The organism is Mesorhizobium sp. WSM4308, assembly GCF_002294905.1.
Lineage (GTDB): Bacteria > Pseudomonadota > Alphaproteobacteria > Rhizobiales > Rhizobiaceae > Mesorhizobium.
In genome coordinates this window covers 322,036-347,119 of record NZ_NSFW01000001.1, presented here as the reverse complement: position 1 = coordinate 347,119, position 25,084 = coordinate 322,036, and the positions used below count along the sequence as shown (strand labels likewise).

Genomic DNA, 25,084 nt, shown 5'->3' with positions numbered 1-25,084 from the left:
GTTTTTCCTCGCTGGAGCCCATCCAGGAGGTGTGCCAGACCTCTTGCGAACGCTGCTATGTCGTTATAATGACTTTGCTGGAGCCAATGACTCTTTCGCGGCGTCGCAGCGCCTCGGGACGCCAAGGACAGAAAACAATGGGAGACTGGCAATGAGCATGCTTTCACTTCACCGGCGCGCCGCCCTTGGCCTGATCGGCGGCCTTGCCGCTGCTTGCGCCGGCGTCCTCATTACCTTGCCGGCGAGGGCCGACAGCACGGTGACACTGTGGAGCTGGCGCACCGAGGACGAGGCCGCGATGCGCCGCATCTTCGACGCCTTCGAGGCCAAGAACCCCGGCATCAAGGTCGACATCCAGTTCACGCCGGACGCCGATTACCAGAACCGGCTGAGCACCGCCCTGCGCGGCGGCCGCGGGCCCGACATCGCCCAGCTCAAGGCCTACGGTGAATTGCAGCCCTTCGTCGACGCCGGCTATCTCGACGCGCTCGACGACAGCGTGCCCGAATTGAAGAACATGGCGGACGCCGCGCTGGGCGGCGCGCGCGGCCGCACCGACGGCAAGCTCTATGGCGTGCCCTATTCGGTGCCGATGATGGGCGTCTTCTATAACCAGGATATCTTCGCCGCCCAGGGCATCGAAATCCCCAAGACCTACAAGGATTTCGTCGCCGCCTGCGAGAAGCTTAAGGCCGCAGGCATCACGCCGATCGCCACCGGCGGCGCCAACGGCTCGGCCTGGGAGCTTGAGATCGGCGTCGGCGTCATCGGCCCGACCGTCTACGGCCCGGGCTTCTACGACGAGATGATGACCGGCAAGGCGACCTTCGAGGATCCGCGCTATGTCGCGGCGCTGAAGCGCTTCGCCGAGCTGAAGCCTTATTTTCCTGATGGCTTCGCCGGCATCGACTACACCACCGCCACGCAACAGTTCATTGGCGGCAAGGCGGCGATGTTCCTCGGCGGCTCGTTCGAGAACGGCAGCTTCAAGGCGCAGAACCCGAAGCTGAAATTCTCGATCTTCCCGTTCCCGGCCGACGATGCCGGGGCAAAGCTCTACACCTCAGCCTTCTCCGACGGCTCCTATGGTCTGGTCTCGGAGAGTCAAAACAAGGAGGCCGCGACCAAAGTGCTGGGCTTCATGGCTTCGGCCGAATTCGCGCAGATGTTCGCCGACGAGCTCGGCTGGCCGCCGGCCCGCACCGATGTCACGGTGAAGGATCCGGTGCTGGCCGAGATGATGGCGATGTCGAAGAACTCGACGCCCTATCTGACGCTGGTCGGCTTTCGCTGGCAGTCGCCGACGGCCTCTTCGGTGCTGCAGTCGGAGATCATCGACATGGTCGAGGGCAACATCGCGCCGGAGAAACTGGCGGCCGACATGCAGGCCGCCGTCGCCACCTGGTTCAAGCCGAAACAGTAAGGAGCCGGCCCGTCGCATCGCGGCCGGCCTCTCGTCCGGACACAAACAGCGCATGACCACCCTTCGCCGCACAAGCAGCCTGAAGCGCACGCAGCAGCGCATGGCCGTGCTGTTCATCCTGCCGGCGCTGGCGGTCTATGCCCTGTTCGTCCTCTATCCCCTGGCGATGTCGCTATGGGGTAGCTTCTTTGTCTGGAAGGGGCTGCGCATGGTGGAATTCGCCGGCCTGTCGAATTTCTCGCGGCTGTTTGTTTTCCCCAGCGGCGCGCGTCTCTACGGCGCGCTCTGGCACAACACCGCCTGGTTCTTCGGCATCATGGCCTTCCAGAACGGCATCGGGCTTTTGTTTGCCTGGCTGCTGTTCCTGCGCGACAAAGGGACCGCCTTCTTTCAGTCGGTCTTTTTCTTCCCGGCGGTGCTGAGCCCGGTCATCGTCGGCGCGCTCTGGCGGCTGCTTTTGGCGCCGGGCGGTGTCGTCGAATGGGCGCTGAACGGGCTCGGCCTGCACCAGGGCAGTCTCACCGTGCTCGGCAACAGCCATACGGCGCTTGGCATGCTGATCGCCGTCGACGCCTGGAACTGGATGGGCCTGCCGGTGCTGATCTACACGGCGGGTCTGCGGCAGATTTCCGGCCAGATTTTCGAGGCGGCGAAGCTCGACGGCGCCGGCAATGCGCGCATGCTGTTCTCGATCGCGCTGCCGCTGTTGATGCCGGCGCTCGGCACGCTGACGACGCTGTCCTTCATCAACACCTTCAACCAGTTCGACATCGTCTATGTCATGCAGGGTGTGCAGGGCAATCCGAGCTATTCGACCGACACGCTGGTGACCTACTTCTACCGGCTCGCCTTCGGCGCGGAGGGGGCTGTCGGTATAACCGATATCGGTCTCGCTTTGGCGCTGGGCACCATGCTGTTCCTCATCCTCAGCCTCGGCACGCTGATGATGCTCCGCTTCTTCGACCGCCGCACGGTGCAGCTATGAACGCGCTGGCGATTTCAGGCAGGCCGGTGCTCTCGCGGCAGCTGGCGCGGCTGCCGGGTTGGACGGTGCTCGCCGTGTGGACGGCGGCCGTGCTGTTGCCGCTCTACATTCTCGTCGTCTCCTGCTTCAAGACCACGGCCGAGATCTACGGCAACCGGCTTGGCCTGCCGCGGAGCTGGGCTCTCGACAATTTCGTCAACGCCTGGACGCGCGCCGATCTGGGCCATAATTTCATCAACAGCCTGATCGTCACCGGCGCTGCGGTGGTGCTCACCATCGTCGTCTCGGCCATGGCCGCCTATCCGCTGAGCCGCTACCGGCTCGGCTGGAACGCCGTCATGCTCGGCCTGTTCCTGTCCGGCATCATGCTGCCGATCCGGCTGGCCTCGGTCGAGCTGTTCACGCTCATGCGCAATCTCGGCCTCCTGGATTCGCTGACCGGATTGATCCTGGTCTATTCGGCGATCCGCATTCCCTTCGCCGTCTTCATCTTCGCCAATTTCATGCGCGTCTTACCCTCCGAACTCGACGAGGCGGCGCGCATGGATGGTGCGGGCGAAGTCCGCATCCTGTTCCAGATCATCCTGCCGATGGTGAAGCCGGCGGTGTCGATCGTCGCCATCTTCACGGCAATCGCCGTGTGGAACGATTTCTTCTTCCCGCTGATCTTCATCTTCGACAATCGCTACAAGACCGTGCCGCTGGCGATCAGCGTCTTCGTCGGCCAGTTCCGCACCGATTGGGGCCTGGTGTTCGCCTCGCTGGCGATCTCCATGGCGCCCATCCTGATCATGTATTGTCTGCTCGCCCGCCAGATTCGCGAAGGCGTCGGCGCCGGGGGAGGGATGAAATGATCGAGGACAGGATCTACGCCGCACACTCCATCCTGGTGATCGGCGCGCATGCCTTCGATGCCGAGGTGATCGCCGGGCCGCTGGCGGCGGCCGCCGTCAAGCGCGGGGCCGCGGTAACCTTCCTGCATCTGACCATGGGCGAACAGGGGCACCCCTGCCTTATCCCCGAGCATTATTGCGTGCAGAAGGAAGAGGAAGCGGGCAGGGCGGCCGCGCGTCTTGGCGTCACCTCGCGCAGTCTTGGCCTGCGCGATGCCTTCTTGCCTTCCAACGACGAGACGGCGCTAGGAGTGTGCGACGTCATTCGCGAGCTGAGGCCCGAAATCGTCATCACCCATTGGCACGGCAGCTGGCACAAGGACCATCGCGCCGCCGCGCATCTGACGCAGACCGGCATCTTCTTCGCGGCCCTGCCGACCATTGCCAGCGATCATGCGGCGCACACGCCGCAATTGCTCCTGTTCGGCGAGAACTGGGAGGACGATGACGGTTTCCGCCCCGAGCATCTCGTCGATGTCAGCGACGGCTTCGAGGCCTGGAACGAGGCGGTCAAGGAATACGAACTGGCGCGCGGCCTGAGCAGCTTCCCCTATGTCGACTACTACAGCGCGCTCTACCGGCTGCGTGGCTGCCTGCGCGGCACGCGCTATGCCCAGGCTTTCGCGACGGCGTCGCATTCCTGGAATGCCGGCAGCGGCCTGTTCTCGCCACCGTTCGGCAAAGGGTCGAGCCGATGACGCGGGTTCTGGCCATCGATCTCGGCGGCACCAATCTGCGGGCCGCGATCTCGACCGGCGACATCGCCGCACTGAAGGTGCTGAGCCGTGAGCCGGCACCGGCAAGCCTCGATGCTTTTGTCGCTCGCATTAACGCGCTGCGCGCGGAAGCCGGCCCGGTCGAGGCGCTTGGCATCGCCGTGCCGGGGCTGGTCGAGGGCTCGGCCTGCCGCTGGATTCCGAACCTGCGGTTCCTCGACGGCGTCGATCTCCAGACCCTCTTTCCAGACCTGCGCATCGCGCTTGGCAATGACGCGCAGATCGCGTTGCTGGCGGAAGCCGTCGAAGGCAGCGCGAAAGGCATGTCGGACGCGATCCTGCTGGCCATCGGCACCGGCATCGGTTCGGCAGTGCTGGCCAATGGCCGCATCGTTGCCGGCGCGCATGGCGGCGCCTGCTCGTTCGGCTGGGCCTGCGCCGACATCAAGGACGATGGCGCGGAACGCAGCGGCTGGCTGGAGCGTGTCGCTTCCGGCCGGGCGCTCGATGCGCTTGCCGGCCGGATCGGGCTCGCCGACAGCCGCCAGCTGATCGCCGCTGCCCGCGCCGGCGAACTCGCCGCGCAGACCTTGCTTGAAGTGCCGGCACGCCAGCTCGGCACAGCGCTTGCCGGCGCGGTGGCGCTGCTCGATCCGCAGGCGGTGCTGATCTCGGGCGGGTTGGCCGAGGCGCTGGACGTGATACGGCCGCCGCTGCTGGCGGCGCTGCGCCGTCAGTTGCCCTCGCATCTGCGCGGCATCGAGATCCAGCCCGGCCAGTTCGGCCCGGGGGCGGGACTGGTCGGCGCGGCGCTGGCCGGCCGTGTGGGGGAAGGGTGGAGGCAGGTGCGATGAGCGAAGCGAGCTTTCAGCAGCCGGACCGCAGAAGGCCGGAGCCGCTCTGGTATCAGGTCGAGGAAGCGATCCGCGCCATCGTCAAGAGCGGCGAATGGGCAACGGGCGACCAGATCCCGGCCGAGGACAGGCTCTGCGCGCTGTTCGGCGTCAGCCGCATTACCTTGCGCCATGCCTTGCGCAATCTCGAGGAGGCTGGGCTGCTGCGGCGCGAACATGGCCGCGGCACCTTCGTGCGCTCGACCACGCTGGTCGCCGGCACGCGAGAACTGACCAGCTTCACCCAGGAGATGGGCAATATGGGCGTGGTCGCCGGCTCGCGCCTTCTCGATTGCAGCCTGACCACGGCCAATGCCGCCGCCGCTGGCGCGCTGGAGATCGAGGAGGGCGATCCGGTGGTGCGCATCCGGCGCCTGCGGCTCGGCAATAATGAGCCGATCGGCATCCAGACGGCGCAGCTGTCGGCCGTGCGCGTGCCGGGCTTCCTCGACGCCGGCCTGCTTCAGGGCTCGCTCTACGAGGCGCTGGAGCGCCATTACGGCATCGTGCCGGTGGCCGCGCGGGAGAATTACCGCGTTGGCGCAGTTGGCGTGGCGGATGCCGAACTGCTCGATCTTCCGGCCGGCAGCCCCGCCTTCGTCGTCGAGCGCATCACCACCGACGAGCGCGGCCCGTTCGAATTCACCGTCTCGATCATGCGGGGCGACCGCTATGAAATCCGCTCGACGCTGCGCGCCGGCCGTGTCCCGTCAACCCCCAGAAGCTGATCCTTTCCAAGCCTAGATATCAACAGGAGTACCCAAGTGTCCGATCTCTACATCCACCGTCTCACCGCCCTTATCGACCAGGCGGCAAAAGCCAATGAAGAGGCCTTCGGCCAGGCCGCCAGCCGCTTTGCCGACTCGCTTGAAGGCGGCGGGCTGGTCCATCTCTACGGTTCGGGCCATTCGGTGCTGCCGGTTCAGGAAGTGTTCCCGCGCTACGGCAGCTATGTCGGCTTCAACCCGCTGACCGACCCGCGTGTCATGTGGCACAACGTGCTCGGCGCCGGCGGTGTGCGCGAGCTGCTGTGGCTGGAGCGGACGGAGAAATACGCCGAGAAATTCCTCGACCACCAACCACTCAACAAGGGCGATTCGATCATCATCTTCGGCCACAGCGGCCGCAATTCCTCCGGCATCGACACCGCGCTCTATGCCAAGAAACGCGGCATCTTCGTCGTCGCGGTGACCAGCAAGAACAATCTCGACAAGCCGGCGACGCACTCCTCCGGCAAGCGGCTGGCCGATGCGGCGGACCTCGTCATCGACACGTGTTCGCCGATCGAGGACGCCATCGTGCCGGTCGAAGGCTGGAGCCGCCCTGTGTCGGGCTCGTCGACGGTGCTCGCCATGATCCTGGCGCACGAACTCATCGCGCGCACCGCCGAGCAACTCGCCAAGCGCGGCATCGAACTGCCGGTCTTCGCCTCGCCGACGATATCAGGCGTGACGCTGCACGACACCGACGTCATCTACGGCGTCTACCGCGAACGCATGCTGGAAGCGCAGAAGAAGCACCTGCCGACCTTCCAGGCGACAATGCGCGGCGAGTGATATCCCGAGATCGGGGAGGCGGTGCCTCCCCGACGCGCACCGCGATCTGGAACCCTGTAGCATGACTGGGCGCTGGTCGTGCCAACGAAGCCGTAACCGTCGGATCAGCCGGTTGCCCTGCCGTAGATGTCGAGAACCTCTGTCACGCTGGCGATCAGCATCGCCTCGGCTTTTGGCGCGACCGACCCGTTCGCCACCATGCTGTTCAGGCGGCCGAGATGCTGGCTGATGAGGGGCGGGGGGATGTCGCGGTCGCCGAGCGCCTGCATCAGCGCGTCGGTGGCCTGCCGGGCTGCCGGGGCGGGCCAATAGTAGCGGATGCGGTCGCTGTAGGAGAAATGGCGTTCGATGCGCTGTTCGGCCTCCGAGCCGTGATAGTAGTTCTTCCAATTGCCCGGCGCCGCCAGCATGACGCGTTCCATCGCTGCCGGCAGTCCTTCGCGCGCCGGGTCGGGAGCCAGAATGTCGGCGATATGGCTCAGGCCATAAAAGGCTTCGCGCAGCGCGAAGGTCAGCCACGGCCCGACCTTGAGGATGGCGAAGCCGTCGTCGACCAGCGCGGTCAGTGCCGAGACCGGCTGGTAGTCGGTCGAATGCGCCTCGAAGACGAATTGCGGCAGATCCCGCAACGTGCCGGCCAATGCACGGGCGCGTTCCGGTTTATAGCTGATCACCTCGGCATTGCCGAATTCGACACCCGGCTGCACGACGACGCCGAGCGCCCGCGAGAAGGCCTGGTCGAGGCCTCGCTGGCTGAAGGCATCGCGGTGGATACGCACCGTCTCTCGTGCCGCCTCGGGCGTCGTCACCGCCAGATGGTCCATCGCCTCCAGCGCGCCGCCTGGCACCGGCACCTCCGTGCCGATGACATAGACAGGCTTGGGGCCGCCCGCTCCTTCGGCCGCGGCCTCCGCCACCTCGGCCAGTTCGGCGGCGCGCGCGGCGATCGTCGCATCGGGCGGTGCGACACCTTCGCCGGCGCAGCCCATGCTGGCGTCGAGATGGATCTTGGTGAAACCAGCCTCGGCATAGGCGTCGACCATGCGCGAAGCCTTGGCCATGGCCTCGGGCGCCGGCAGATGCTTCCACGGATTGGGGCCGAGATGATCGCCGCCGAGCACCAGCCTGTCGAGGGAAAAGCCGATCCTGCCGGCGATCGCCTCCACGAAGCGGCGGAAATCCGCCGGTGTCATGCCGGTGTAGCCGCCTTCGTGGTTCACCTGGTTGCAGGTGGCCTCGATCAGCACGTCGGCGCCGCGCGCCTTGCCGTGGCGCAGCGCCGCTTCGATGACCAGCGGATGGGCCGAGCAGACCGAGGCGATGCCGCAGCGTTCGCCGGCCGCACGGCGCGCCGCGATGGCAGCCAGCCTGTCCGTCGCCTGGCTCATGCCGGTGTTCCGGTCTTGGCGGTCGCGAGGAAGGCCTCGACGGCGGCAAGCGAGGCGATGCCCTCCATCGGTCCCTTCTTGGTCACCGCCAGCGCGCCGCAGCCATTGGCGACGCGCAGTGCCTTTTCGGGCGCCTCTCCGCGCAGCCAGAAGGAAACGAAGGCCGCGGCAAAGCAGTCGCCGGCGCCGGTCGGGTCGATTTCGTCGACGACGAAGCCGGGTGACGCGGTGCGTCCGGTCTTGTCGTAGTGAACGGCGCCTTGCGCGCCTTTCTTGATGACCACGGCGGAGATACCGCGGTCCAGCATTTCGCGCACCGCGCTCTCCTCGTCGGTCGCCCTGGCGAAGATGAACAGTTCCGGCCCGCTCGGCAGGAAGACATCGGTCTTCGACAGCACGAAATGCAAGGCGTCGCGCATGCCCGGCAAATCCAGCATCTCCTTGCGGATGTTGGGGTCGAAGGACACCGTGCCGCCGCGCGCCTTGACCGTCTCGATCCCGCTGCGCGCCACCTCGATCACTTCTGGCGAGAACAGCGACGTGCCCATGACGTGAAAATGGTCGGCGCCGGCCAGCAGCGCGCGCGCCTCGGCGTCGATCTCGATCAGGCCGGCGGCACTGTGCTTGATGTTGTAGACGAAGTGCCGGCTGCCGTCGGTTTCATAGGTGACGAAGGCGGAGCCCGTGGCGGCACCCCGATGGACCTTGATGGCCGAGATGTCGGCCCCGTCGGCGCGCAGGCGCTCGATGTTCAAATGACCGAAATCGTCGTCGCCAACGGCCGCGATCAGGCCAGCCGGCTGGCCGAGCCGAGCCGCCTGGTCGATGAAGATCGCCGGCGCGCCAGATGGAAACGGGCCGACGAGCGGGCCGGGGGCAAGGAAACTCTGACCGATCCGCTCGGCCATGATCTCGACCAGGATCTCGCCGGCGCAAACCAGTTTCTTCATGTCCTCACCATTGCCGGATGGTTGGCGGCCGGTTGCCGAGCGCCTTTCGTCATGTCCGTGCGGTTCAAAACCTAAGTTGCAGCTTTAGGAGCGTCAATAAAGAATTTGACGCGCGCAACTCTTTTAGGTTGTACTGGAAACGCAAAAATTTGACTGAACAAATTCGGTCAAGCAATGCTGCCACACGGCAACGGCCGCAAGACTGATTCTGGCCCGACCGGGAAGGTCGGCGGGCGCGGGCAAGGGGGTGGAAAAATCGATGGCGGAGAAGACCCACCGCACGATGGATGATTTCGCCAGGGCGTCAGGCGTGTCGCGGCCGACCCTGTCGAAGTATTTCGACGATCCGGCCAGCGTTAAGCCGGCGACGCGGGCGCGCATCGAGGCGGCGCTGCGATCCTCGGACTATCAGCCGAACGTTTTCGCGCGCAATCTCAACCGCAAGCGCACCCGCAATGTCGGCATCGTCGTGCCGGCGCTCACCGATCCGTTCTATGCCGAAATGGTCAGCCGCATCGAGTTGCGCTGCCGCGACGAAGGTTTCTGGCCGATCGTCATCTCCTCGCACGGTTCGCCGAAGCTCGAGGCTGAATCGGTCAGCACGCTGATGTCGCTGAAGGTCGCCGGCGCCATCGTCGCTCCGCTGGGGTTGGTCTCCGAACCCGGCGTCTTCGAGCGGATGAGCAAGGACATTCCGATCGTCTATTTCGACACCTATATCGAGGGCGACACGCCTTTCGTCGGCAACGACAACCACCAGAGCACCTCGACCATCGTCGACTATCTCTGCCGGTCCGGCGAACCGCCGGCCTATGTCGACATTCCGCACGTCAACCACAATTCCGGCGAGCGCCTGCAGAGCTATATCGACACGATGCGGTCCGCCGGACTGGAACCCGTCGTGCTTAAGGCGGCGGGCGATTACAGCTGGGATTTTGAGCGCATCGGCCATGAATGGATGGACAGGACGCTCGAGACAGGCGGCCTGCCGGCGCGCACGCTGCTGTGCGCCAATGACCGCCTCGCTTTCGGCGTCATGGCGGCGGCCTTCTCGCGCGGGCTGAAGATTGGCCGCCGGGCCGATTGCGATTTCCGTGTCGCCGCCCATGACGATCATCCGCTGAGCCGTTACACCTGTCCGGCGCTGACCACCATGGCGCAGGATTTCGCCGCCATGGCCGGCCGCAGCGTCGAGATCCTGCTCGCCTTGCTGGACGAGGCCGATTCACCCGGCCAGGGTCCGGCACGCAACGTCAAGCTCGGTGCGACGCTGGTGATGCGTCAGTCTGCCTGAACACGCGTCTGCAATTGCAGCCAGGCGGCCGCCTCGCTCACCGCCTGCCGCGCCGCCAGTATATGGCGGCCCATCGAGACGAAGCCGTGGATCTGACCGAGCCAGGGCCGCAGGATCAGAGGCACGCCTTCGATCCGCAGACGCTCGGCATAGGCCGTGCCTTCGTCGGCAAGAATGTCGTGGCGGGCGATCACGACGAATGCAGGTGCCACGCCGGCAAGGCTTGATGCCAGCAGCGGCGAGACGCGCCAGTCCGTGATGTCGTCCGGCCTCCGCACATAGTGGTCGCGGAACCAGGCCATGGTAGCGGCGGTGAGCCCGAAGCCGTCGCCGAAACGCCGATAGCTGTCCGCCGTCTGGCGGGCATCGGTGTTGGGATAGATCAGGACCTGCGCGGCAAGCGGCGGCGCCAGCCCGTCGCGGGCAAGCAACGCCAGAACGGCGGCGAGGTTGCCGCCGGCGCTGTCACCGGCAACGGCGATACGGGCCGGGTCGATGCCGAGCGCGCCGGCATTCTGCGCCATGAAGCGGAGCGCTGCCGTGCAATCCTCGAGCCCGGCGGGAAATTTATGCTCCGGCGCCAGTCGGTAATCGGGGTAGACCACGACGGCGTTGCCCAGATTGGCCAGCCATCGGCAAATCTCGTCATGCGAGGAGAGGTTGCCTATGACCCAGCCGCCGCCATGCAGATAGAGCACGGCGCGCGCCCCGGTGCGCGGCGCGCCGATGCCGCGATGGATGCGGATCGTGACCGGACCGTTCGGCCCATCGATCTCTTGCCGCAAGGTCGCCGCCACTGGCTCGTGTTCGCCCTGCTGTGTCGGGAACGAAGCGTTATAGGCGGCCCGAGCCGCCGCCACGCTACCGTCTTCGAAAGGCTCGCCGCCGGCCGCACGGCCCATTTCAAGGACGTGCAAAGCATCAGGGTCAAGCGTCATCGCCATCTCCATCGAAAGCAATTCCAGGAAAAGTGTACGGCGGTTTTTCCTTGGGAATTGCGTGAATACAAGAGATAGGGCGGTTCGCCGTTTCCGCGAAAAGGCGAACCGTTCTAAGCGAGGAGGCTGCTTGCCTCCTCCTCGGTCAACAGCGCCGGCTGGACGACATCGCCGGTGATGGCGACGGAACTTTTCGTTTCGCCGGAGTGCAGAACGGCCTCCATGATCTCCAGCACATGCAGCGCCAGATTGCCGGACGCACGGGGTGCGGCGCCTGTCTTCAGCGAACGCACCAGATCGGCGACGCCGACCATGCGGTAATTGGCACGATCAGGCGCCGCGTAGGGCCAGTTGCGGGCGCCGTAGAACTCGCTTTCGCTGGCGAAATCCTTCCACTGCGCGCCACGTTCGGACAGCGAGACGGTGCCGCCGAACGTGTCGGGATCGGGCAGGCGCAGCGAGCCTTCCGTGCCGTGCAATTCGATCGGATGGTTGGAATGCTTGAAGACGTCCCATGAGGCGCCGAAGGTAACGGTGGCGCCCGAGCGGAATTCGAGCAGGGACAGCACGTTGGTCGGCGTCCCGACCTTGAATGTCGTGTTCTTGAACGGCCCTTCGGCCGTGATCAGGCGTTCCTCCTGGCCGCGTGTCGCCAAAGCCATGACGCGCGCGACCGGGCCGAGCAGATTGACCAGCATGGTCAGGTAATAGGGACCCATGTCGAACACCGGGCCGCCGCCCCGCTGATAGTAGAACTGCGGATTGGGGTGCCAGTGCTCCATGCCGCGCCCCATCATGAAGGCGGTGCCGGTGACCGGGCGGCCGATGGCGCCCTCATCCATCAGGCGGCGGGCGCGGCGTCCGGCGGCGCCGAGGAAGGTGTCGGGCGCCGAGCCGAGCAGCACGCCGCGCTTGGCCGCCTCCGCCACCAGACGGCGCCCATCGCTGGCCGACGTCGCCAGCGGCTTTTCGGTGAAGACGTGTTTTCCCGCCGAAAGGGCTGAAAACGAAATGTCGAAATGCGCGGCGGGAATGGTCAGGTTCAGGACCAGATCGATCTCGGGGTCGGCCAGTAGCGCATCGACACCGAGCGCCCGGATGCCATATTCCTTGGCCCGCAACGCCGCCATGTCGGCGGAGATATCGGCGCAGGCGCTCAGTTCGATTCCACCGAAAATGGCGGCATTGCGCAGGTAGGTCATTGAGATGTTGCCGCATCCGATGACGCCAATTCCCAGCTTCGCCTTTGATCTTGCCTGCATTTCTGGTCGGTCCTCTCACTAGGCTCATGCTCTCCCGGATCCGCTCCGCCGGCAACGGATCGTGGTGGAAGAGCGCTATACAACATTTTAAATCTTGACGCGCGTAAAATTTTTATAGATCATGCGAAAATGCTGGCGCAACGTCGGGAGGCTGCCAGCCCGAGGAGGAGAAAATGACAGACCGGAAAAAACGGCCGGGCGCCGATGCGAATCCCGTTGGCCATGAGCGCATTGGATATTTCCGTCGCGGCCAGGGACCGCGACGCGGTCAGGCATAGATCACCTTGGCCCCGGTCCTATCAAGCTGGCTGCGTATCGGGTCGGACAGGCCATCGTCGGTGATCACAACATCGACGCTCGACAGCGAAAATGCCTTGGAGGTCCCGCTGACACCCCATTTGCTCGAATCCGCAAGGAGGACAACGCGCCGGGCCATGCGCACGAGGTTTCGCTTCGTTCGCGCCATGTCTTCGTTCACGTCGACCACATCCAGTGACGAGTCAATCGCATGCGCTCCAACAAAGACCTGATGCGCTACCAAGCCGCCGAGAGCCGTGTCGGCATCGGTGATCAGCGTGCTCACCGTGTCTGGATAGACCCGGCCACCGATCATGTGAACGTCGAGCCCGGGCCGATGCATCAGATGCTGCACGATATTCATCGCCGTGGCCGCGACCACGACATTGCTGAGTGGCGGTAACAGCATGGCAACCTGCATCAGTGTCGAGCCGCCGTCGAAGATGACCGATTGGTTGTCCTCGAACAGTTCCACCGCTGCCCGGGCGATGCGTTTCTTTGCATCGAGGTTCGTTTGCATCCGCCGGGCGAACGCGGCCGTGGTCGAATCTGTGGTCCGGGTCACCGCTCCTCCACGGGTCTTGGTCAGCAGTCCCTTGCGGTCCAGTATCTCGAGGTCGGAGCGCACCGTGACTTCCGACACGCCAAAACCGTCTGACAGGTCCTTGATGCGAACCTGTCCGCTGCGTTGCACTTCACCCAGGATCGATTGGCGTCTCTGCTCTGACAACATTGCCTTGTCCTTGCCTCCATGCGCCATGCGATCGCCCTGGCCTCGGTTCACTCTACCAAAAATACGCGAATTCGAAAGATTTCGAAAGATTGCATTTGTCATTTCTTTCGCAAACACTGGGTCCGGGATTTTGAAATCAATCGATTGGAGAGTTTTGGACTCATGAGCCTCGGAACCAAGGTGCGCCTCGCGCGCCTCTTCTCACATCCATCGGGGAATCTTTTTGGCGGCGCGGTCGACCACTTTGTCGGCTATGGCGACGTGCGCAAAGGCGGCCTTGCCGATCTGCCGGGCGCGCTTGCACGCGTCATGGTGGGCAAACCCGACTACGTCAGCATCCAGCCCGGCACCGCGCGCCATCTGTGGCCGCAATACGCGGGCAAGGCTTCCCTGGTGATCCAGGCCGGCTGCTTCACCCCAGACGATCGCATCAGTGAACTGATTGCAACGCCCGAGGATGCGGTGCGCGCTGGCGCCGATGCGTTGGCCGTGGCCATTCCGGTGCGCGGCGCGACCGAGGGCAAATACATTCGCTGGCTGACCGATTCGGTGAATGCGGCGGCCTGCTATGGTATGCCGGTGGTGGCGCATATCTATCCTCGCGATTTCACCGACGGGGCAAAGATCGTCTTCACCCCCGACGAGATCGCCTATGCGGCGCGCATCGGCTACGAGTCCGGCGTCGACGTGATCAAGATCGGCTACACGGGCGATTTCGAGTCGTTCCAAGAGACCGTGCGAACCTGCCCGGTGCCGGTTGTGATCGCGGGTGGGCCGAAGACCGATACGCTGCTCGGCGCGCTTCAGCAGACGGCGGACGCCATCCGTGCCGGCGCGCGCGGGGCCGTGGTGGGCCGCAATCTCTGGGGGCATGGCGATCCTCAGAAGGCAGCGCTTGCCTTTCGGGGCGTCATCCATGACGGCCTTTCGGCGCAAGACGCCTTGGCGAGAGCGGGGGCGGCCTGAGCGATGCCCACCGTTCCCTCAATCCTCGGCTTCGGTGCTATTGCGATCGACGACATCGTCTATGTCGATCAGCCGTTGTCGGCGGGCAAGGGGAAGGTTCTGCAAAGTGCCCGAGCTTTCGGGGGAAATGTCGCGACGGCCCTTGCCACCGTCGCGCGGCTCGGCGGAGCCGCCGGGTTCGTCGGATGGCTGGGCAGTGCCGCGGACGACGCCGTGCTGTGCGATCTCGTTGCGAGCGGCGTTGAAACGGCATTCGCGCCGCGCCACCCGGATGCGCGCCCGGTGCGCTCGCGGATCACCGTCGGCTCGGATGGGGAGCGGTTCATCGCGTATGACGATGAAGCGATGCTGGGCACCGCGCTGGACTTTCCGGATGAAGTCCTCAGCCGCGCGACCGTCCTGATCGTCGATGGTTATGCGATCCGGTCACTGGATGTCGTGGCCCGGGCTCGCGATCTCGGCCTTGCGATCCTCGGCGATATCGAATGGAGCAGCGGCCCAGCCACGGATCGGCTGATCGCGCTCTGCGACCATCTCATTCTTCCGCTCGGTTTTGCGCGGACTGCCACGGGGTGCCGATCGCCCGCCGAGATGCTCGATGCATTATGGTTGCCGTCGCGGGCCGCCGTTGTTCTGACCGATGGCGGCAGGGGCGTGTACTATCGCGGGCGTGAAGAGACACGGCTCTGGCACCTGCCGCCGCACCGGGTTGCCGTCGTCGACTCGACCGGCGCCGGTGACTGCTTTCACGGCGCCTATGCCCATGCATTGACGCGCGGGGCCGACACCGCAGGCCGGGTGGCATTCGCTGCCGCGGCGGCGGCCCTTTCGATAACGGGGCGTGGCGGGCGCGAGGCGCTTCCGACGAATGACCGGGTCACGGAACTCCTGGCATCGGCGAACGCGCCGTCGGCAGTCGAACTGAAATATGCGGAACTCGATACCGGAACATAGCCTGAAACGATCCGAGGAAACATTTTCACAGGTGGAAATAAGCCAAGGAGAATAACAAAATCATCGGCTTAGACTTGTGGAGGGAGGAAGATGGCAGAAGTCATTCTTGAGAATATTTGCAAAACCTACGGGAACAATTTTCGCGCAATCGACCAATTGAACCTGTCGGTCGAGGACGGCGAGTTCTTGATTCTCGTCGGGCCGTCCGGCTGCGGCAAATCCACCGCGTTGCGAATGATCGCGGGATTGGAGGACATCACCAGCGGCAGCCTTCGGATCGGCGGAGTCGACGTCGTCGACATGCCGCCCAAGGACCGCGACATCGCGATGGTCTTCCAGAGCTACGCGCTCTACCCGCATATGACCGTGTTCGAAAACATCGCCTTTTCGATGCGGCTGGCAGGCAAGCCCAAGGCCGAACGCAAGAAGCGCGTGGACGAGATCGCCAAGACCCTTCAGCTGACGTCTTTGCTGGACAGCAAACCCGCCAACCTTTCCGGCGGACAGCGTCAAAGGGTTGCCATGGGCCGCGCTATGGTTCGCGAGCCGGCCGCCTTTCTGATGGACGAGCCCCTTTCCAATCTGGACGCGAAGTTGCGCGTGCAAATGCGCGCCGAAATCACCAGCCTGCAAAAGCAGCTCGGCGTCACGACCATATACGTGACCCACGACCAGACCGAAGCGATGACGATGGGGGACAGGGTCGCGGTGTTGAAGGGTGGCGTGCTGCAGCAGGTCGACACGCCCAAGAGGCTCTATGAATCACCGGTGAACGCCTTCGTTGCCGGCTTCATCGGCTCTCCTTCGATGAGCCTTTTCGAAGCGACCCTGACGGGCGACGAGCTTATGGCCGGCGCCTTCACCATCCGGCTGCAGGATGCGGCCTTCGTGCGCAGGCCGGGTTTGAGATCATATGCGGGGCGCAAGGTCGTGTTCGGGATTCGACCGGAGCATCTCTATGACAGCAGCCTCGAATCCGGCCGCAAATATCAGACGATACCGGCAAAGGTGACCTCGATCGAAGAACTCGGATCCGAACACATCGTCCATCTCAACATCGACGCGGTCCGGGTGGACTCCGGCGACCCTGACGCGGTGCAGGATTTCGGCCTGGCGTCGAATGCGGTGGCGAAATTCGAACCGGTCAGCACAGTCCGTTCCGGCTCGGAAATCAGGTTGGCCCTGGATGACGCCAAGCTGCATTTCTTCGATCCCGAGACGCATCTGGCGATCTGAATATCCGCGACGAGACCCGCGAGCGAGGGTGAGGCGCCCGCATAAGAAGACTTCTGAATAACCAGACGATCGGCCGCATTGTGCGGTCGATCCTAAAGAAGGAGGAGAAAATGATGTTTCGTATAAAACCCGCGATGCTGAAAATAGCCGCGGCCGCATGGTTGCTTGGCGCAACCGGCGCCATGGCGGCGGACACGACGCTGGAATTCACGCAATGGTGGGAGCCCGAATTGCCGGCTGGCTCGCTCAGGGCAATCATGGATGACTTCGAGGCAGCAAACCCCGGAATCAAGGTGACGCTGGTCAGCGGCCCCTACGCGACCACGCGAGACCAGATCTCGGTTGGTGCTGCAACTGGAACGCTCAGCGACGTCGTCGGTCTCGACGGTGCCTGGGTGAACAATCTGAATGCGCAGAACGCACTCGCCGACATGAGCCCGATGATGGATGCGAGCGGTTTCGACAAGAGCCAGGTCGCGGACATCATCAAGGTGGACGGCAAGGCGGTGATGTTTCCCGTGGCTTCCTTCGTCTATCCGGTCTTCGTGAATTTGGACCTCGCCGCCCAGGCGGGCGTGACCAAGCTGCCGTCGACCCGTGCCGAGTTTCTCGAAGCCGCCAAGAAGATGACGCACGCCGACAAGAACCAGTATGGCTGGGTGCTGCCCCTGTCGCTGCAAACGCCATCCGGCGTCCAGAACGACATGATGTCATGGGTTTGGGCTTCGGGTCAGTCGATGATGGCGAACGGCAAGCCAGCCCTTGAGGGCAAACCGGTGGTGGATATGCTCACCTTCGTCAAATCACTCAACGACGCCGGCACCATCTCGCCCGGCATCGCCACCAAGACCGAGCAGGAAAAGGTCGAGGAATTCGTCAACGACCGCGTCGGAATGATGATCGACTCGCTCGCGCATGTGAACCTCATCCGCAAGCGCAATCCCAAGCTGAACTTCGACCTCATCCCGGTCCCGGTCGTGGAAAACTATACCGGCAAGCGCGGCCTTCCCTATGCCTCCTGGGGCATCGGCATCTCTGCTGTTTCGAAACATCAGGAAGAGGCCTGGAAACTCGTCCAATATCTGATGAGTGAAAAGGTGAACGCCAAGCTCGTGTCGCTTGCAAACGCCTTCCCAGGCAACGTCAACGCCAAGCCCGATTTCGTGACCTCGGACAAGGCTTTCGGCAAGGCTTTTGAAATCTTCAAGACCGGCTATCTCGCCAATGAGTTCACGGGTCTGCCGGTCGCTGAAGACCTGATGACCCAGTTCGACGTGCAAGCCCAGAAGATGCTCGCCGGCGAGCAGTCTCCGGAACAAGCCGCTGCCGCCGCTCAGAAGGGCTGGACGGCGAAATTCTGATCGGCCCGTTCCCGTCTGCTGTCTCTACCGGGTGGCCTGACTTCGGGCCACCCGGCAATAACGGATCGGCAATTTTAGATGGACCTATTTCCGAAGCTTACCTTCTCTTGAAGGCGTATCCCCAAGGTTGGCACATGACCCGGCAAAAGCGCTCCCACCACAAGCTGAAACGAGCGGTCGCACCCTACCTCTATCTGTCGCCCTCGCTGCTCATAATCGGGCTTCTGATGCTGCTGCCGATGGTGACGGTGATTGCCTATTCGTTCCAGAACAGCGCGGTTCTGCGTCGCGACCCATCCTTTGCCGGACTGAAACATTACCAGGCGATCTTCGACGACCCCGTGTTCTGGGCGTCGCTGTGGCACACGCTCTACTTCACATGCATGAGTGTCATTTTCCACATGACCATCGGCATGGTCTTCGCGCTGATGCTGAACAACGACCGCATCAATCCGACACTGCGCAATATTCTGCGCGTGCTCTACATACTGCCCTGGCTGTTCACCGCGGTGATTATCGCCGTGATCTGGCGCCTTCTGCTTGAGCCGAACGGTGTCGTGAACAGCATTCTCATGCAAATCGGCATCATCGGCTCCAAGGTCGAATGGTTTTCCTCGCCTGAGACCGCGCTGCACGCCGTCACCTTCGCCAATATCTGGGCGGGCTATCCGCTCTTCATGGTCAGCCTGCTCGCGGGTTTGCAGGGCATTCCCAAGGATTTCTACGAGGCCGCCGATATCGACGGGGCGAAGGCCTACCAGAAGCTGATCTTCATCACTATCCCGCAGCTGATGCCGATCATCATCAGCATCTCGCTGCTCGACTTCATCTGGACCATGCAGGTCTTCCCGTTGATCTGGATAACGACGGGCGGCGGCCCGATCTACTCGACCGAGGTCCTCAGCACCTACACGTACAAGCTGGCGTTTTCGAGCTACAACCTGTCGCAGGCTTCGGCGAGCGCTGTGGTCATCTTGCTGATCTCTCTCGGCCTGACGCTGTTCTATATTCGCTATCAAAAGGCTCGGTAGTCCCATGAGGAAAAGGCATACGCCGAAAGACAGGCTGATCACCGCCGCGCTCCATGTAGCGCTTGCAGCGGGGCTCTTTTTCGCGGCATTCCCGATCTACTGGATGCTGAACAGTTCGTTCAAATCGAACACCGAAATCTTTGCCCTGCCACCAACCATCCTGCCAAAGGCATTCACGCTGGAAGCCTATGCAGCCATCCTCGGCGACCCGGTAAAGCTGCGCTTCTTCTTCAACAGCTATTTCGTGGCGGGAGCGGTGACCGTTCTGACGGTGGTGATCGCCTTGCTGGCGGCCTACGGCTTCAGCCGCTTCAACTTCCGCGGCAAGGGCAGCCTGAACACGCTCATCATCAGCACGCAGACCATTCCGCCGATCACACTTTTGATCCCCTTCTTCGGGCTTGTCGTCTCATACGGTATTTTCGATACCTACGTCGCACTGATCCTGACTTACCTGGTGTTTACACTGCCATACGCGATCCTGCTGATGACGGGATATCTGAACACCTTGCCCCGCGATCTAGATGAAGCGGTGGCTGTCGATGGCGGCACCAGTTGGACAGCGCTTTGGCGGGTGATTGTCCCGATTTCACTGCCTGGTATCGTGGCGACGTCGGTCTACACCTTCCTGTTGTGCTGGAACGAATTTCTGTTTGCGCTGACGCTGACGAAGTCAACGTCCATGCGCACCGTCCCGATCGGCATCCAGCTGTTGATGGGCCAGCACGCCTTCGAATGGAACCAGATGATGGCGATGAGCGTGCTCGGCTCGCTACCGCTCTTGCTGATCTACCTCGTTGCCCAGAGGTACTTCCTCGCCGGCATGACCGCGGGCTCGGTCAAATAGGATGTCCTTCCCACGGCGACGCAGCATGGCATCAAGTAATGAGCAGTATCAAGGATTGAAAGGATGAACGTGAAAGACCTCAAAGTCGGCTGCCAGACCTTTACATGGGAAATGCTCGGCGACCGTTTTGTCGGTGGCCCCGACGATCTCCTGAAGGCGATTGCCGACGGCGGTTACTCCGGCATCGAGATCACCGACACCATGATCGGCCGCTACGCCGACCGGCCGTCGGAGTTCGCCGCCGCGCTGAAATCCTCCGGCCTGACGCTCGTTTCCTTCGCCTTCGGCTCGAGGAGCGGTTTCACGCTCAAGGAGGAGATCGGCGCCGACCTCGAGGCGGCGCAGCGCTGGATCGACTTCGCTTCCACCTTTCCCGGCGCGCTGGTGTCGATGGGGTCGGCAACCGTGGTGTCCGACGGACCGCGCGGCGACAAGTTCGCCATCGCGGCGGAGGTCTACAACAAGGCTGGCGAGCTTGGCCGCAAGGCCGGTGTCCAGGTGGCGGTGCATCCGAGTTCGCACCACAACACGCTGCTGTTCGACCGCGCCGACTACGACAGGATCTTTGCCTTGCTGGACCGCGATCTGGTCGGCTGGGTGCCGGATACCGGTCATATCTTGCGCGGCCACAAGGACATGGCCGACACGCTGCGCACCTATCGCGATCGCATCCGCTACATCCATTTGAAGGACGTCGACGCCAACGGCACCTGGGCGATGCTGGGCAAGGGGGTCTGCGACACGCCGGCGGTTATCGAGATCGCCGGCGCCGCCCCGCGTTTCAACGGCTGGCTGGTGCTCGAAGAGGAATCCGAAACGGCCGCCGCCGATCCCGCCGGGGCGGTCAAGACCAACCGCCAGACGATGCGCAGCTACGGCGCCTGAAGAAACGAGACGATGATCAAGAAACAAGACAGACGCCTTAGGGTCGGTGTGCTCGGCTGCGGCCCGATCGCGCAGTTCGCGCATCTGGAATCCTGCGTGAAAGCCGGCAATGCCGATCTCTACGCCATCTGCGACGCGGCCCCCGACCTGCTCGCGCGCATGGGCGCCACCTACGAGCCGCAAAAAATGTATGCCGACTATGACGCCATGCTCGCCGATCCCGAGCTGGAGGCGGTGATCGTCGCCACCTCTGACGCCTATCACGTGCCGATGTCGATCAAGGCGCTCGACGCCGGAAAGCATGTGCTGTGTGAAAAGCCGATCGGCACTTCGGTCGAGGAGGGCGAGGCGCTGGCGGCGGCGGTGAAGCGTTCGGGCAAGGTGCTGCAGGTCGGGCACATGAAGCGCTTCGATCCGGCGCTGGAGGCCGCACGCGACTTCGTCCGTGACGAGATGGGCGAGGTGCTGGCGCTGAAGGCCTGGTATTGCGATTCCACCCATCGCTACACCAACACCGATGCCGTGCAGCCGCTGTCGGTCACCAGCAAGCTGGCCAGGAAACCTTCGGGCAATCCGAAGGCGGACCTGCGGCAATATTTCATGCTGGCGCATGGCTCGCATCTGGTCGACACGGCCCGCTTCCTGTGCGGCGAGATCACCGCCGTGCGCGCCCGCCTCAATGAACGCTTCGGCGCCTATTGCTGGTTCGTCGAAACCGAATTCGCCGGCGGCGCGCTCGGTCATCTCGATCTCACCGTCGCCGTGCGCATGGATTGGCACGAAGGGTTCCAGCTCTATGGCGAGAACGGTTCCGTCATCGCAAAAACCTTTAACCCCTGGTACTTCCGCGCCAGCGAGGTCGATATCTTTCATGAGAAGGATGCGACCTCGCGCAAGCCGCTTGGCGCTGACGGCCACTTCTTCCGCCGCCAGTTGGAAGGTCTTGCCGACACGGTGCTGACCGGAACGCCGATGCGCGGCGCCAATGTCGAGGACGGCATCGCCTCGATCCGCGCCATGGTGGCGATTGCCCGTTCTGTCGAGACAGGCGAGCGGGTCGAACTCGCCTCGGTTTCGGGTGCGGTCTGATGCGCCTCGGCATCTTCGCCAAGACTTTCCCGGGAACAGATCCCGCCGCCGTGCTGGCTGCGGTGAAGCAGACCGGATATGAGACGACGCAGTTCAATCTTGCTTGCACCGGCCTGCCGTCTATGCCGGATGCCGTCTCGGCGGATGCCAGCGCTTCCATCCGCGCTGCAGTGCAATCATCAGGCGTTTCGCTTGCAGCCCTCTCGGGCACCTACAACATGGCGCATCCCGACAGGGCGGTGCGCGATGATGGTCTTCGCCGTCTTGGCGTCGTCATCAAGACGGCTGCATCCCTCGGCATCCCGCTGGTCACCCTTTGCACCGGATCGCGCAATATCGCCGATCAATGGGCCTATCATCCCGAAAATGCCACGCCTTCCGCCTGGTTCGACATGGCTGCCGAGATGGGCAAGGCGCTGGCGCTGGCCGAGGATGCCGGCGTTGATCTCGGCATCGAGCCCGAACAGGCCAACATCGTAACCTCGGCCAGCGATGCGACACGTCTGATCGCCGACATGCGCTCGAAGCGACTGAAGATCGTGCTCGATCCGGCCAATCTGTTCGAGTACGCCACGCCGGACGAGGCACGTGCCATCGTCGCCGCCGCGATCGATGAGGCTGCCGGCCACATCGCCATGGCGCATGCCAAGGACCGGCATGGTGACGGCCGCTTCGCCACGGCAGGCCAAGGCATCGTCGATTTTCCGGATTTCGTCGCGCGGCTGAAGGCTGTGGGCTTCGACGGCGCGCTCGTCACGCACGGACTGCCCGCCGATGAGGCGCCCGATGTCGCCGCCTTCCTGCGAGGGCTGCTCTGATGGGCGACGCGCCGACGATCATGCTACGCGACGATGCCGCGCTTCGTGTCTTCGACACGGGGCAGGGCAGGCTACCCTTCGTCTTTCAGCATGGTCTCGGCGGTGATGCCAACCAGGTGGCGCAGAACTTTCCTGACCAACCATCATGCCGCCGGCTGACCGTGGAATGCCGCGCGCAGGGCGGCTCCAGCGCCGGCAGCAAGCGTCCGTTCTCGATCGCCATGTTCGCCGACGATGTGCTGGCCGCCGCCGACGCGGCCGGCCTCGACCGTTTCGTTGCCGGCGGCATTTCGATGGGCGCGGCCATTGCCTTGCGGCTTGCCGCCCGCCATCCGGAACGGGTGCTTGGCTTGGTGCTGGTGCGACCGGCCTGGGCCTTCGACGCGGCGCCGCAAAATATGCGTCCCTACACGGAAGTGGCGGAACTCATTCGCCGGCTTCCGCTGGCGGAGGCCCGCGATGCCTTCGAGTCCTCCGCGACATCGGCCCACTTTCGCGCGGAAGCACCGGACAATCTCGCCTCGCTGCTCGGCTTCTTCGCGCGCGAAAACGCAACCGTCTTTGCCGAAGTGATGCAGGCGATCGCCAATGATGGACCTGGCGTGACGCAGGCGGCGGCCGCTCGCCTGGCAATTCCCTCGCTGGTCATCGGCAGCGGCATCGATCTCGTCCATCCCCTGGCGACCGCCCGCGAGCTTGCTGAGACCATCCCCAATGCGGCCTTCGTCGAGGTGACGCCGAAAGCGGCCGACAAGGATCGCCATTTCGCCGAAATCCGCGCCGCTATCGGCGGATTTCTCGACAGACATTTCAACAATCAGGACCAATCATGACTTCCAAGCCCCTGTCAGGCCCGGCCGCTATCGCCGCATTGCCGCGCGATCGCTTGATCGCCGAATTCTCGCTCTGGTCGGCCAATCTCGCCAATTTCGAGAGCGACCTCAGGCGCATCGAACCCCATGTCGATCTGCATCATATCGATGTGGCGGACGGCCATTTCGCGCCCTCCTTCCTGTTCTTCCCCGATCTCGTCGCCCGCATCGCCGGACTGACGGCCAAACCCATCCATGTCCATCTGATGGTCGATGCCGCAATCGTCGAGGCGCAGACGCGCCAGTTCATCGATGCCGGCGCCGACATGATCAGCGTCCATGCCGAAAACGGCGTGGCGGGATTGCGTGCCGTGCGGCTGGCGCGCGAACTCGGCGCCGAAGCGGGCGTCGTGTTGAGGCTTGAGACGCCGGTCGAGGCAGTGAAGCCTTTCGTCTCCGAGGTCGCCTTCGTCACGCTGCTCGGCACCGCGATCGGCGTGAAGGGTCAGAGCCTGTCGGACAAGGCATGCGAAAGGCTGGGCGCTGCCCGTGCCATCTTGCGAGGAGCCGGCCGTGAGGCAGAAGTGGTGCTTGCCGCTGACGGCGGCATCCGCCACGAGACCGTGCCCTTGCTGCGTGCCGCCGGTGCGGAGACTGTGGTTCTCGGTTCGCTCGCCTTCGGCGACAAGGATCTCGCCGGCCGCATCGGCTGGCTGCATGGGCTGAAGGTTGCGGCATGACCACTGAAGCCGCGCTCGCGATCGATCTTGGCGGCACCGAGCTTCGTGCCGCGCTGGTCGACCGTGACGGCAAGATCCTGGCCTTCGCCGCCGTGCCGACGCAGGCACAGGCCGGACCCGACGTGGTGATCGGCCAGATCGAGGCGCTGGCCGCGACCGTGCATGCCGAGGCGCCGGGCCTCGCCATTGTCGGCGTCGGCGTCGGTGCGCCGGGGCCGCTCGACCCGCTGGCCGGCATCGCCGTCGGACCGCCGACGCTGGCCGGCTGGCAGGATGTGCCGCTGGCAGACATCCTCGAGCGTAGGCTCGGCCTGCCGGTGCGGCTGGAAAACGATGCCAACGCGGCAGCACTTGGCGAATGGCGCTTCGGTGCCGGTCATGGCGCCCGCTCGCTGGTCTTCGTCACGGTTTCCACCGGCATTGGCGGCGGTGTCGTTGTCGACGGGCGCATCTTGCATGGCCGCCGTGGGCTGGCCGCGGAGATCGGTCATATGACCATCACCAACGAGGGCGAGCGCTGCGTGTGCGGCGTCGTCGGCTGCTTCGAGGCCATCGCCTCGGGCACGGCACTTGGCCGCCGCGCCAACGCCGAGACATCGGCCTTTGACGGCTCGACGTTGCGCCGCCTCTCGGCCAATGCCGAGGTCACCGGCCGCCACGTGGTCGAGGCGGCGCGGCTGCAGGACGGCCTCGCTCTGGCCCTGCTCGAGGAAGAAGCACGCTGGCTGGGCGTCGGCTTCACCAATTTGCTGCACCTCTATTCGCCCGACGTGCTGGTCGTCGGCGGCGGCATCGCCAATGGGCTAGACCTGATGCATCCGGTCATCGAGGCGACCATCCGGCAGCGCGCCATGCGCGCTTACCGTGATGTGCCGGTCGTCCAGGCCCAGCTCGGCCGCCACGCCGGGCTGGTCGGCGCCGCCAGCCTTGTCCTGTTCGACGATGGCAGCCTGGCAGCCCGCATGCCCGTCGGTCCAAGCACGTTTCCCGAAGCGAGGAGGGACTTCAACGGCTGAG

25 protein-coding genes are annotated in these 25,084 nt (G+C 64.0%); 20 read left to right on the top strand and 5 right to left on the bottom strand.

The window, feature by feature from the left end; all coding sequences use genetic code 11:
* The first annotated feature begins 151 nt into the window (after positions 1-151).
* From CK227_RS01635 to CK227_RS01605, 7 genes are read left to right on the top strand one after another with little or no spacing between them, the layout of a single operon-like run.
* Positions 152-1,423: an extracellular solute-binding protein gene (locus tag CK227_RS01635; protein WP_095771220.1), complete on the top strand. Its 1,272-nt coding sequence runs from the start codon at positions 152-154 to the stop codon at positions 1,421-1,423.
* 52 nt (positions 1,424-1,475) lie between these two features.
* Complete coding sequence (locus CK227_RS01630; RefSeq protein ID WP_095771219.1) at positions 1,476-2,408, top strand: sugar ABC transporter permease; 933 nt, start codon at positions 1,476-1,478, stop codon at positions 2,406-2,408.
* Positions 2,405-3,262 (top strand): carbohydrate ABC transporter permease, encoded by an 858-nt coding sequence (locus tag CK227_RS01625; protein ID WP_095771218.1) that lies wholly within the window; start codon positions 2,405-2,407, stop codon positions 3,260-3,262. Before CK227_RS01630 ends, CK227_RS01625 begins: the two co-directional genes overlap by 4 nt.
* Complete coding sequence (locus CK227_RS01620) at positions 3,259-3,999, top strand: PIG-L family deacetylase (RefSeq protein ID WP_095771217.1); 741 nt, start codon at positions 3,259-3,261, stop codon at positions 3,997-3,999. Before CK227_RS01625 ends, CK227_RS01620 begins: the two co-directional genes overlap by 4 nt.
* Positions 3,996-4,871 (top strand): ROK family protein, encoded by an 876-nt coding sequence (locus tag CK227_RS01615; protein WP_095771216.1) that lies wholly within the window; start codon positions 3,996-3,998, stop codon positions 4,869-4,871. The genes CK227_RS01620 and CK227_RS01615 overlap by 4 nt, the downstream gene beginning before the upstream one ends.
* Positions 4,868-5,638, top strand: a complete 771-nt coding sequence (locus CK227_RS01610; protein WP_095771215.1) for a GntR family transcriptional regulator — start codon at positions 4,868-4,870, stop codon at positions 5,636-5,638. Before CK227_RS01615 ends, CK227_RS01610 begins: the two co-directional genes overlap by 4 nt.
* A 36-nt stretch (positions 5,639-5,674) precedes the next feature.
* A complete protein-coding gene (locus tag CK227_RS01605) occupies positions 5,675-6,466 on the top strand; it encodes an SIS domain-containing protein (protein WP_095771214.1) in 792 nt (263 codons plus the stop codon).
* A gap of 104 nt (positions 6,467-6,570) precedes the next feature.
* Here the strand turns inward: CK227_RS01605 and CK227_RS01600 are convergent, their stop codons facing one another.
* On the bottom strand, positions 6,571-7,854 hold the full coding sequence (locus CK227_RS01600) for a D-tagatose-bisphosphate aldolase, class II, non-catalytic subunit (protein WP_095771213.1): 1,284 nt from the start codon (positions 7,852-7,854) through the stop codon (positions 6,571-6,573).
* Complete coding sequence (locus tag CK227_RS01595; RefSeq protein ID WP_095771212.1) at positions 7,851-8,804, bottom strand: sugar kinase; 954 nt, start codon at positions 8,802-8,804, stop codon at positions 7,851-7,853. The genes CK227_RS01600 and CK227_RS01595 overlap by 4 nt, the downstream gene beginning before the upstream one ends.
* A 259-nt stretch (positions 8,805-9,063) precedes the next feature.
* Here CK227_RS01595 and CK227_RS01590 point away from each other — a divergent pair, with 259 nt between their 5' ends.
* A complete protein-coding gene (locus CK227_RS01590; RefSeq protein ID WP_095771211.1) occupies positions 9,064-10,098 on the top strand; it encodes a LacI family DNA-binding transcriptional regulator in 1,035 nt (344 codons plus the stop codon).
* Here CK227_RS01590 and CK227_RS01585 read toward each other — a convergent pair.
* The 3 genes from CK227_RS01585 to CK227_RS01575 all read right to left on the bottom strand — a co-directional run bounded on the left by CK227_RS01585 (position 10,086) and on the right by CK227_RS01575 (position 13,328).
* Positions 10,086-11,036: an alpha/beta hydrolase gene (locus CK227_RS01585; protein ID WP_095771448.1), complete on the bottom strand. Its 951-nt coding sequence runs from the start codon at positions 11,034-11,036 to the stop codon at positions 10,086-10,088. The two genes, CK227_RS01590 and CK227_RS01585, sit on opposite strands and share 13 nt — an antisense overlap.
* 113 nt (positions 11,037-11,149) lie before the next feature.
* Positions 11,150-12,298 (bottom strand): Gfo/Idh/MocA family oxidoreductase, encoded by a 1,149-nt coding sequence (locus tag CK227_RS01580; protein ID WP_095771210.1) that lies wholly within the window; start codon positions 12,296-12,298, stop codon positions 11,150-11,152.
* 268 nt (positions 12,299-12,566) lie between these two features.
* A complete protein-coding gene (locus CK227_RS01575) occupies positions 12,567-13,328 on the bottom strand; it encodes a DeoR/GlpR family DNA-binding transcription regulator (RefSeq protein ID WP_095771447.1) in 762 nt (253 codons plus the stop codon).
* 162 nt (positions 13,329-13,490) lie between these two features.
* Between CK227_RS01575 and CK227_RS01570 the strand changes: the two genes are divergently transcribed.
* The 12 genes from CK227_RS01570 (at position 13,491) to CK227_RS01515 (ending at position 25,083) form a co-directional block, all read left to right on the top strand.
* Complete coding sequence (locus CK227_RS01570; RefSeq protein ID WP_095771209.1) at positions 13,491-14,294, top strand: class I fructose-bisphosphate aldolase; 804 nt, start codon at positions 13,491-13,493, stop codon at positions 14,292-14,294.
* A gap of 3 nt (positions 14,295-14,297) precedes the next feature.
* A complete protein-coding gene (locus CK227_RS01565) occupies positions 14,298-15,248 on the top strand; it encodes a PfkB family carbohydrate kinase (RefSeq protein WP_095771208.1) in 951 nt (316 codons plus the stop codon).
* 90 nt (positions 15,249-15,338) lie between these two features.
* On the top strand, positions 15,339-16,484 hold the full coding sequence (locus tag CK227_RS01560) for an ABC transporter ATP-binding protein (RefSeq protein ID WP_095771207.1): 1,146 nt from the start codon (positions 15,339-15,341) through the stop codon (positions 16,482-16,484).
* Positions 16,485-16,594: 110 nt separating this feature from the next.
* Complete coding sequence (locus CK227_RS01555; RefSeq protein ID WP_095771206.1) at positions 16,595-17,845, top strand: sugar ABC transporter substrate-binding protein; 1,251 nt, start codon at positions 16,595-16,597, stop codon at positions 17,843-17,845.
* Between the two features lie 134 nt (positions 17,846-17,979).
* Entirely contained in the window at positions 17,980-18,876 is an 897-nt protein-coding gene (locus tag CK227_RS01550; protein WP_095771205.1) for a sugar ABC transporter permease, read from the top strand.
* A gap of 4 nt (positions 18,877-18,880) precedes the next feature.
* Positions 18,881-19,723 carry a carbohydrate ABC transporter permease gene (locus CK227_RS01545; RefSeq protein ID WP_095771204.1) on the top strand — a complete coding sequence of 281 codons (843 nt, stop codon included), beginning with the start codon at positions 18,881-18,883 and terminating at the stop codon, positions 19,721-19,723.
* Positions 19,724-19,786: 63 nt separating this feature from the next.
* Positions 19,787-20,608, top strand: a complete 822-nt coding sequence (locus tag CK227_RS01540) for a sugar phosphate isomerase/epimerase (RefSeq protein WP_095771203.1) — start codon at positions 19,787-19,789, stop codon at positions 20,606-20,608.
* A 12-nt stretch (positions 20,609-20,620) separates the two neighbouring features.
* Positions 20,621-21,697 carry a Gfo/Idh/MocA family oxidoreductase gene (locus CK227_RS01535; RefSeq protein ID WP_095771202.1) on the top strand — a complete coding sequence of 359 codons (1,077 nt, stop codon included), beginning with the start codon at positions 20,621-20,623 and terminating at the stop codon, positions 21,695-21,697.
* Positions 21,697-22,515 (top strand): sugar phosphate isomerase/epimerase, encoded by an 819-nt coding sequence (locus CK227_RS01530; protein WP_095771201.1) that lies wholly within the window; start codon positions 21,697-21,699, stop codon positions 22,513-22,515. The genes CK227_RS01535 and CK227_RS01530 overlap by 1 nt, the downstream gene beginning before the upstream one ends.
* Positions 22,515-23,348: an alpha/beta hydrolase gene (locus tag CK227_RS01525; protein ID WP_095771200.1), complete on the top strand. Its 834-nt coding sequence runs from the start codon at positions 22,515-22,517 to the stop codon at positions 23,346-23,348. Before CK227_RS01530 ends, CK227_RS01525 begins: the two co-directional genes overlap by 1 nt.
* Complete coding sequence (locus CK227_RS01520; RefSeq protein WP_095771199.1) at positions 23,345-24,067, top strand: ribulose-phosphate 3-epimerase; 723 nt, start codon at positions 23,345-23,347, stop codon at positions 24,065-24,067. Before CK227_RS01525 ends, CK227_RS01520 begins: the two co-directional genes overlap by 4 nt.
* Positions 24,064-25,083: an ROK family protein gene (locus CK227_RS01515; protein ID WP_095771198.1), complete on the top strand. Its 1,020-nt coding sequence runs from the start codon at positions 24,064-24,066 to the stop codon at positions 25,081-25,083. The genes CK227_RS01520 and CK227_RS01515 overlap by 4 nt, the downstream gene beginning before the upstream one ends.
* The last annotated feature ends 1 nt before the right edge of the window (position 25,084 follow it).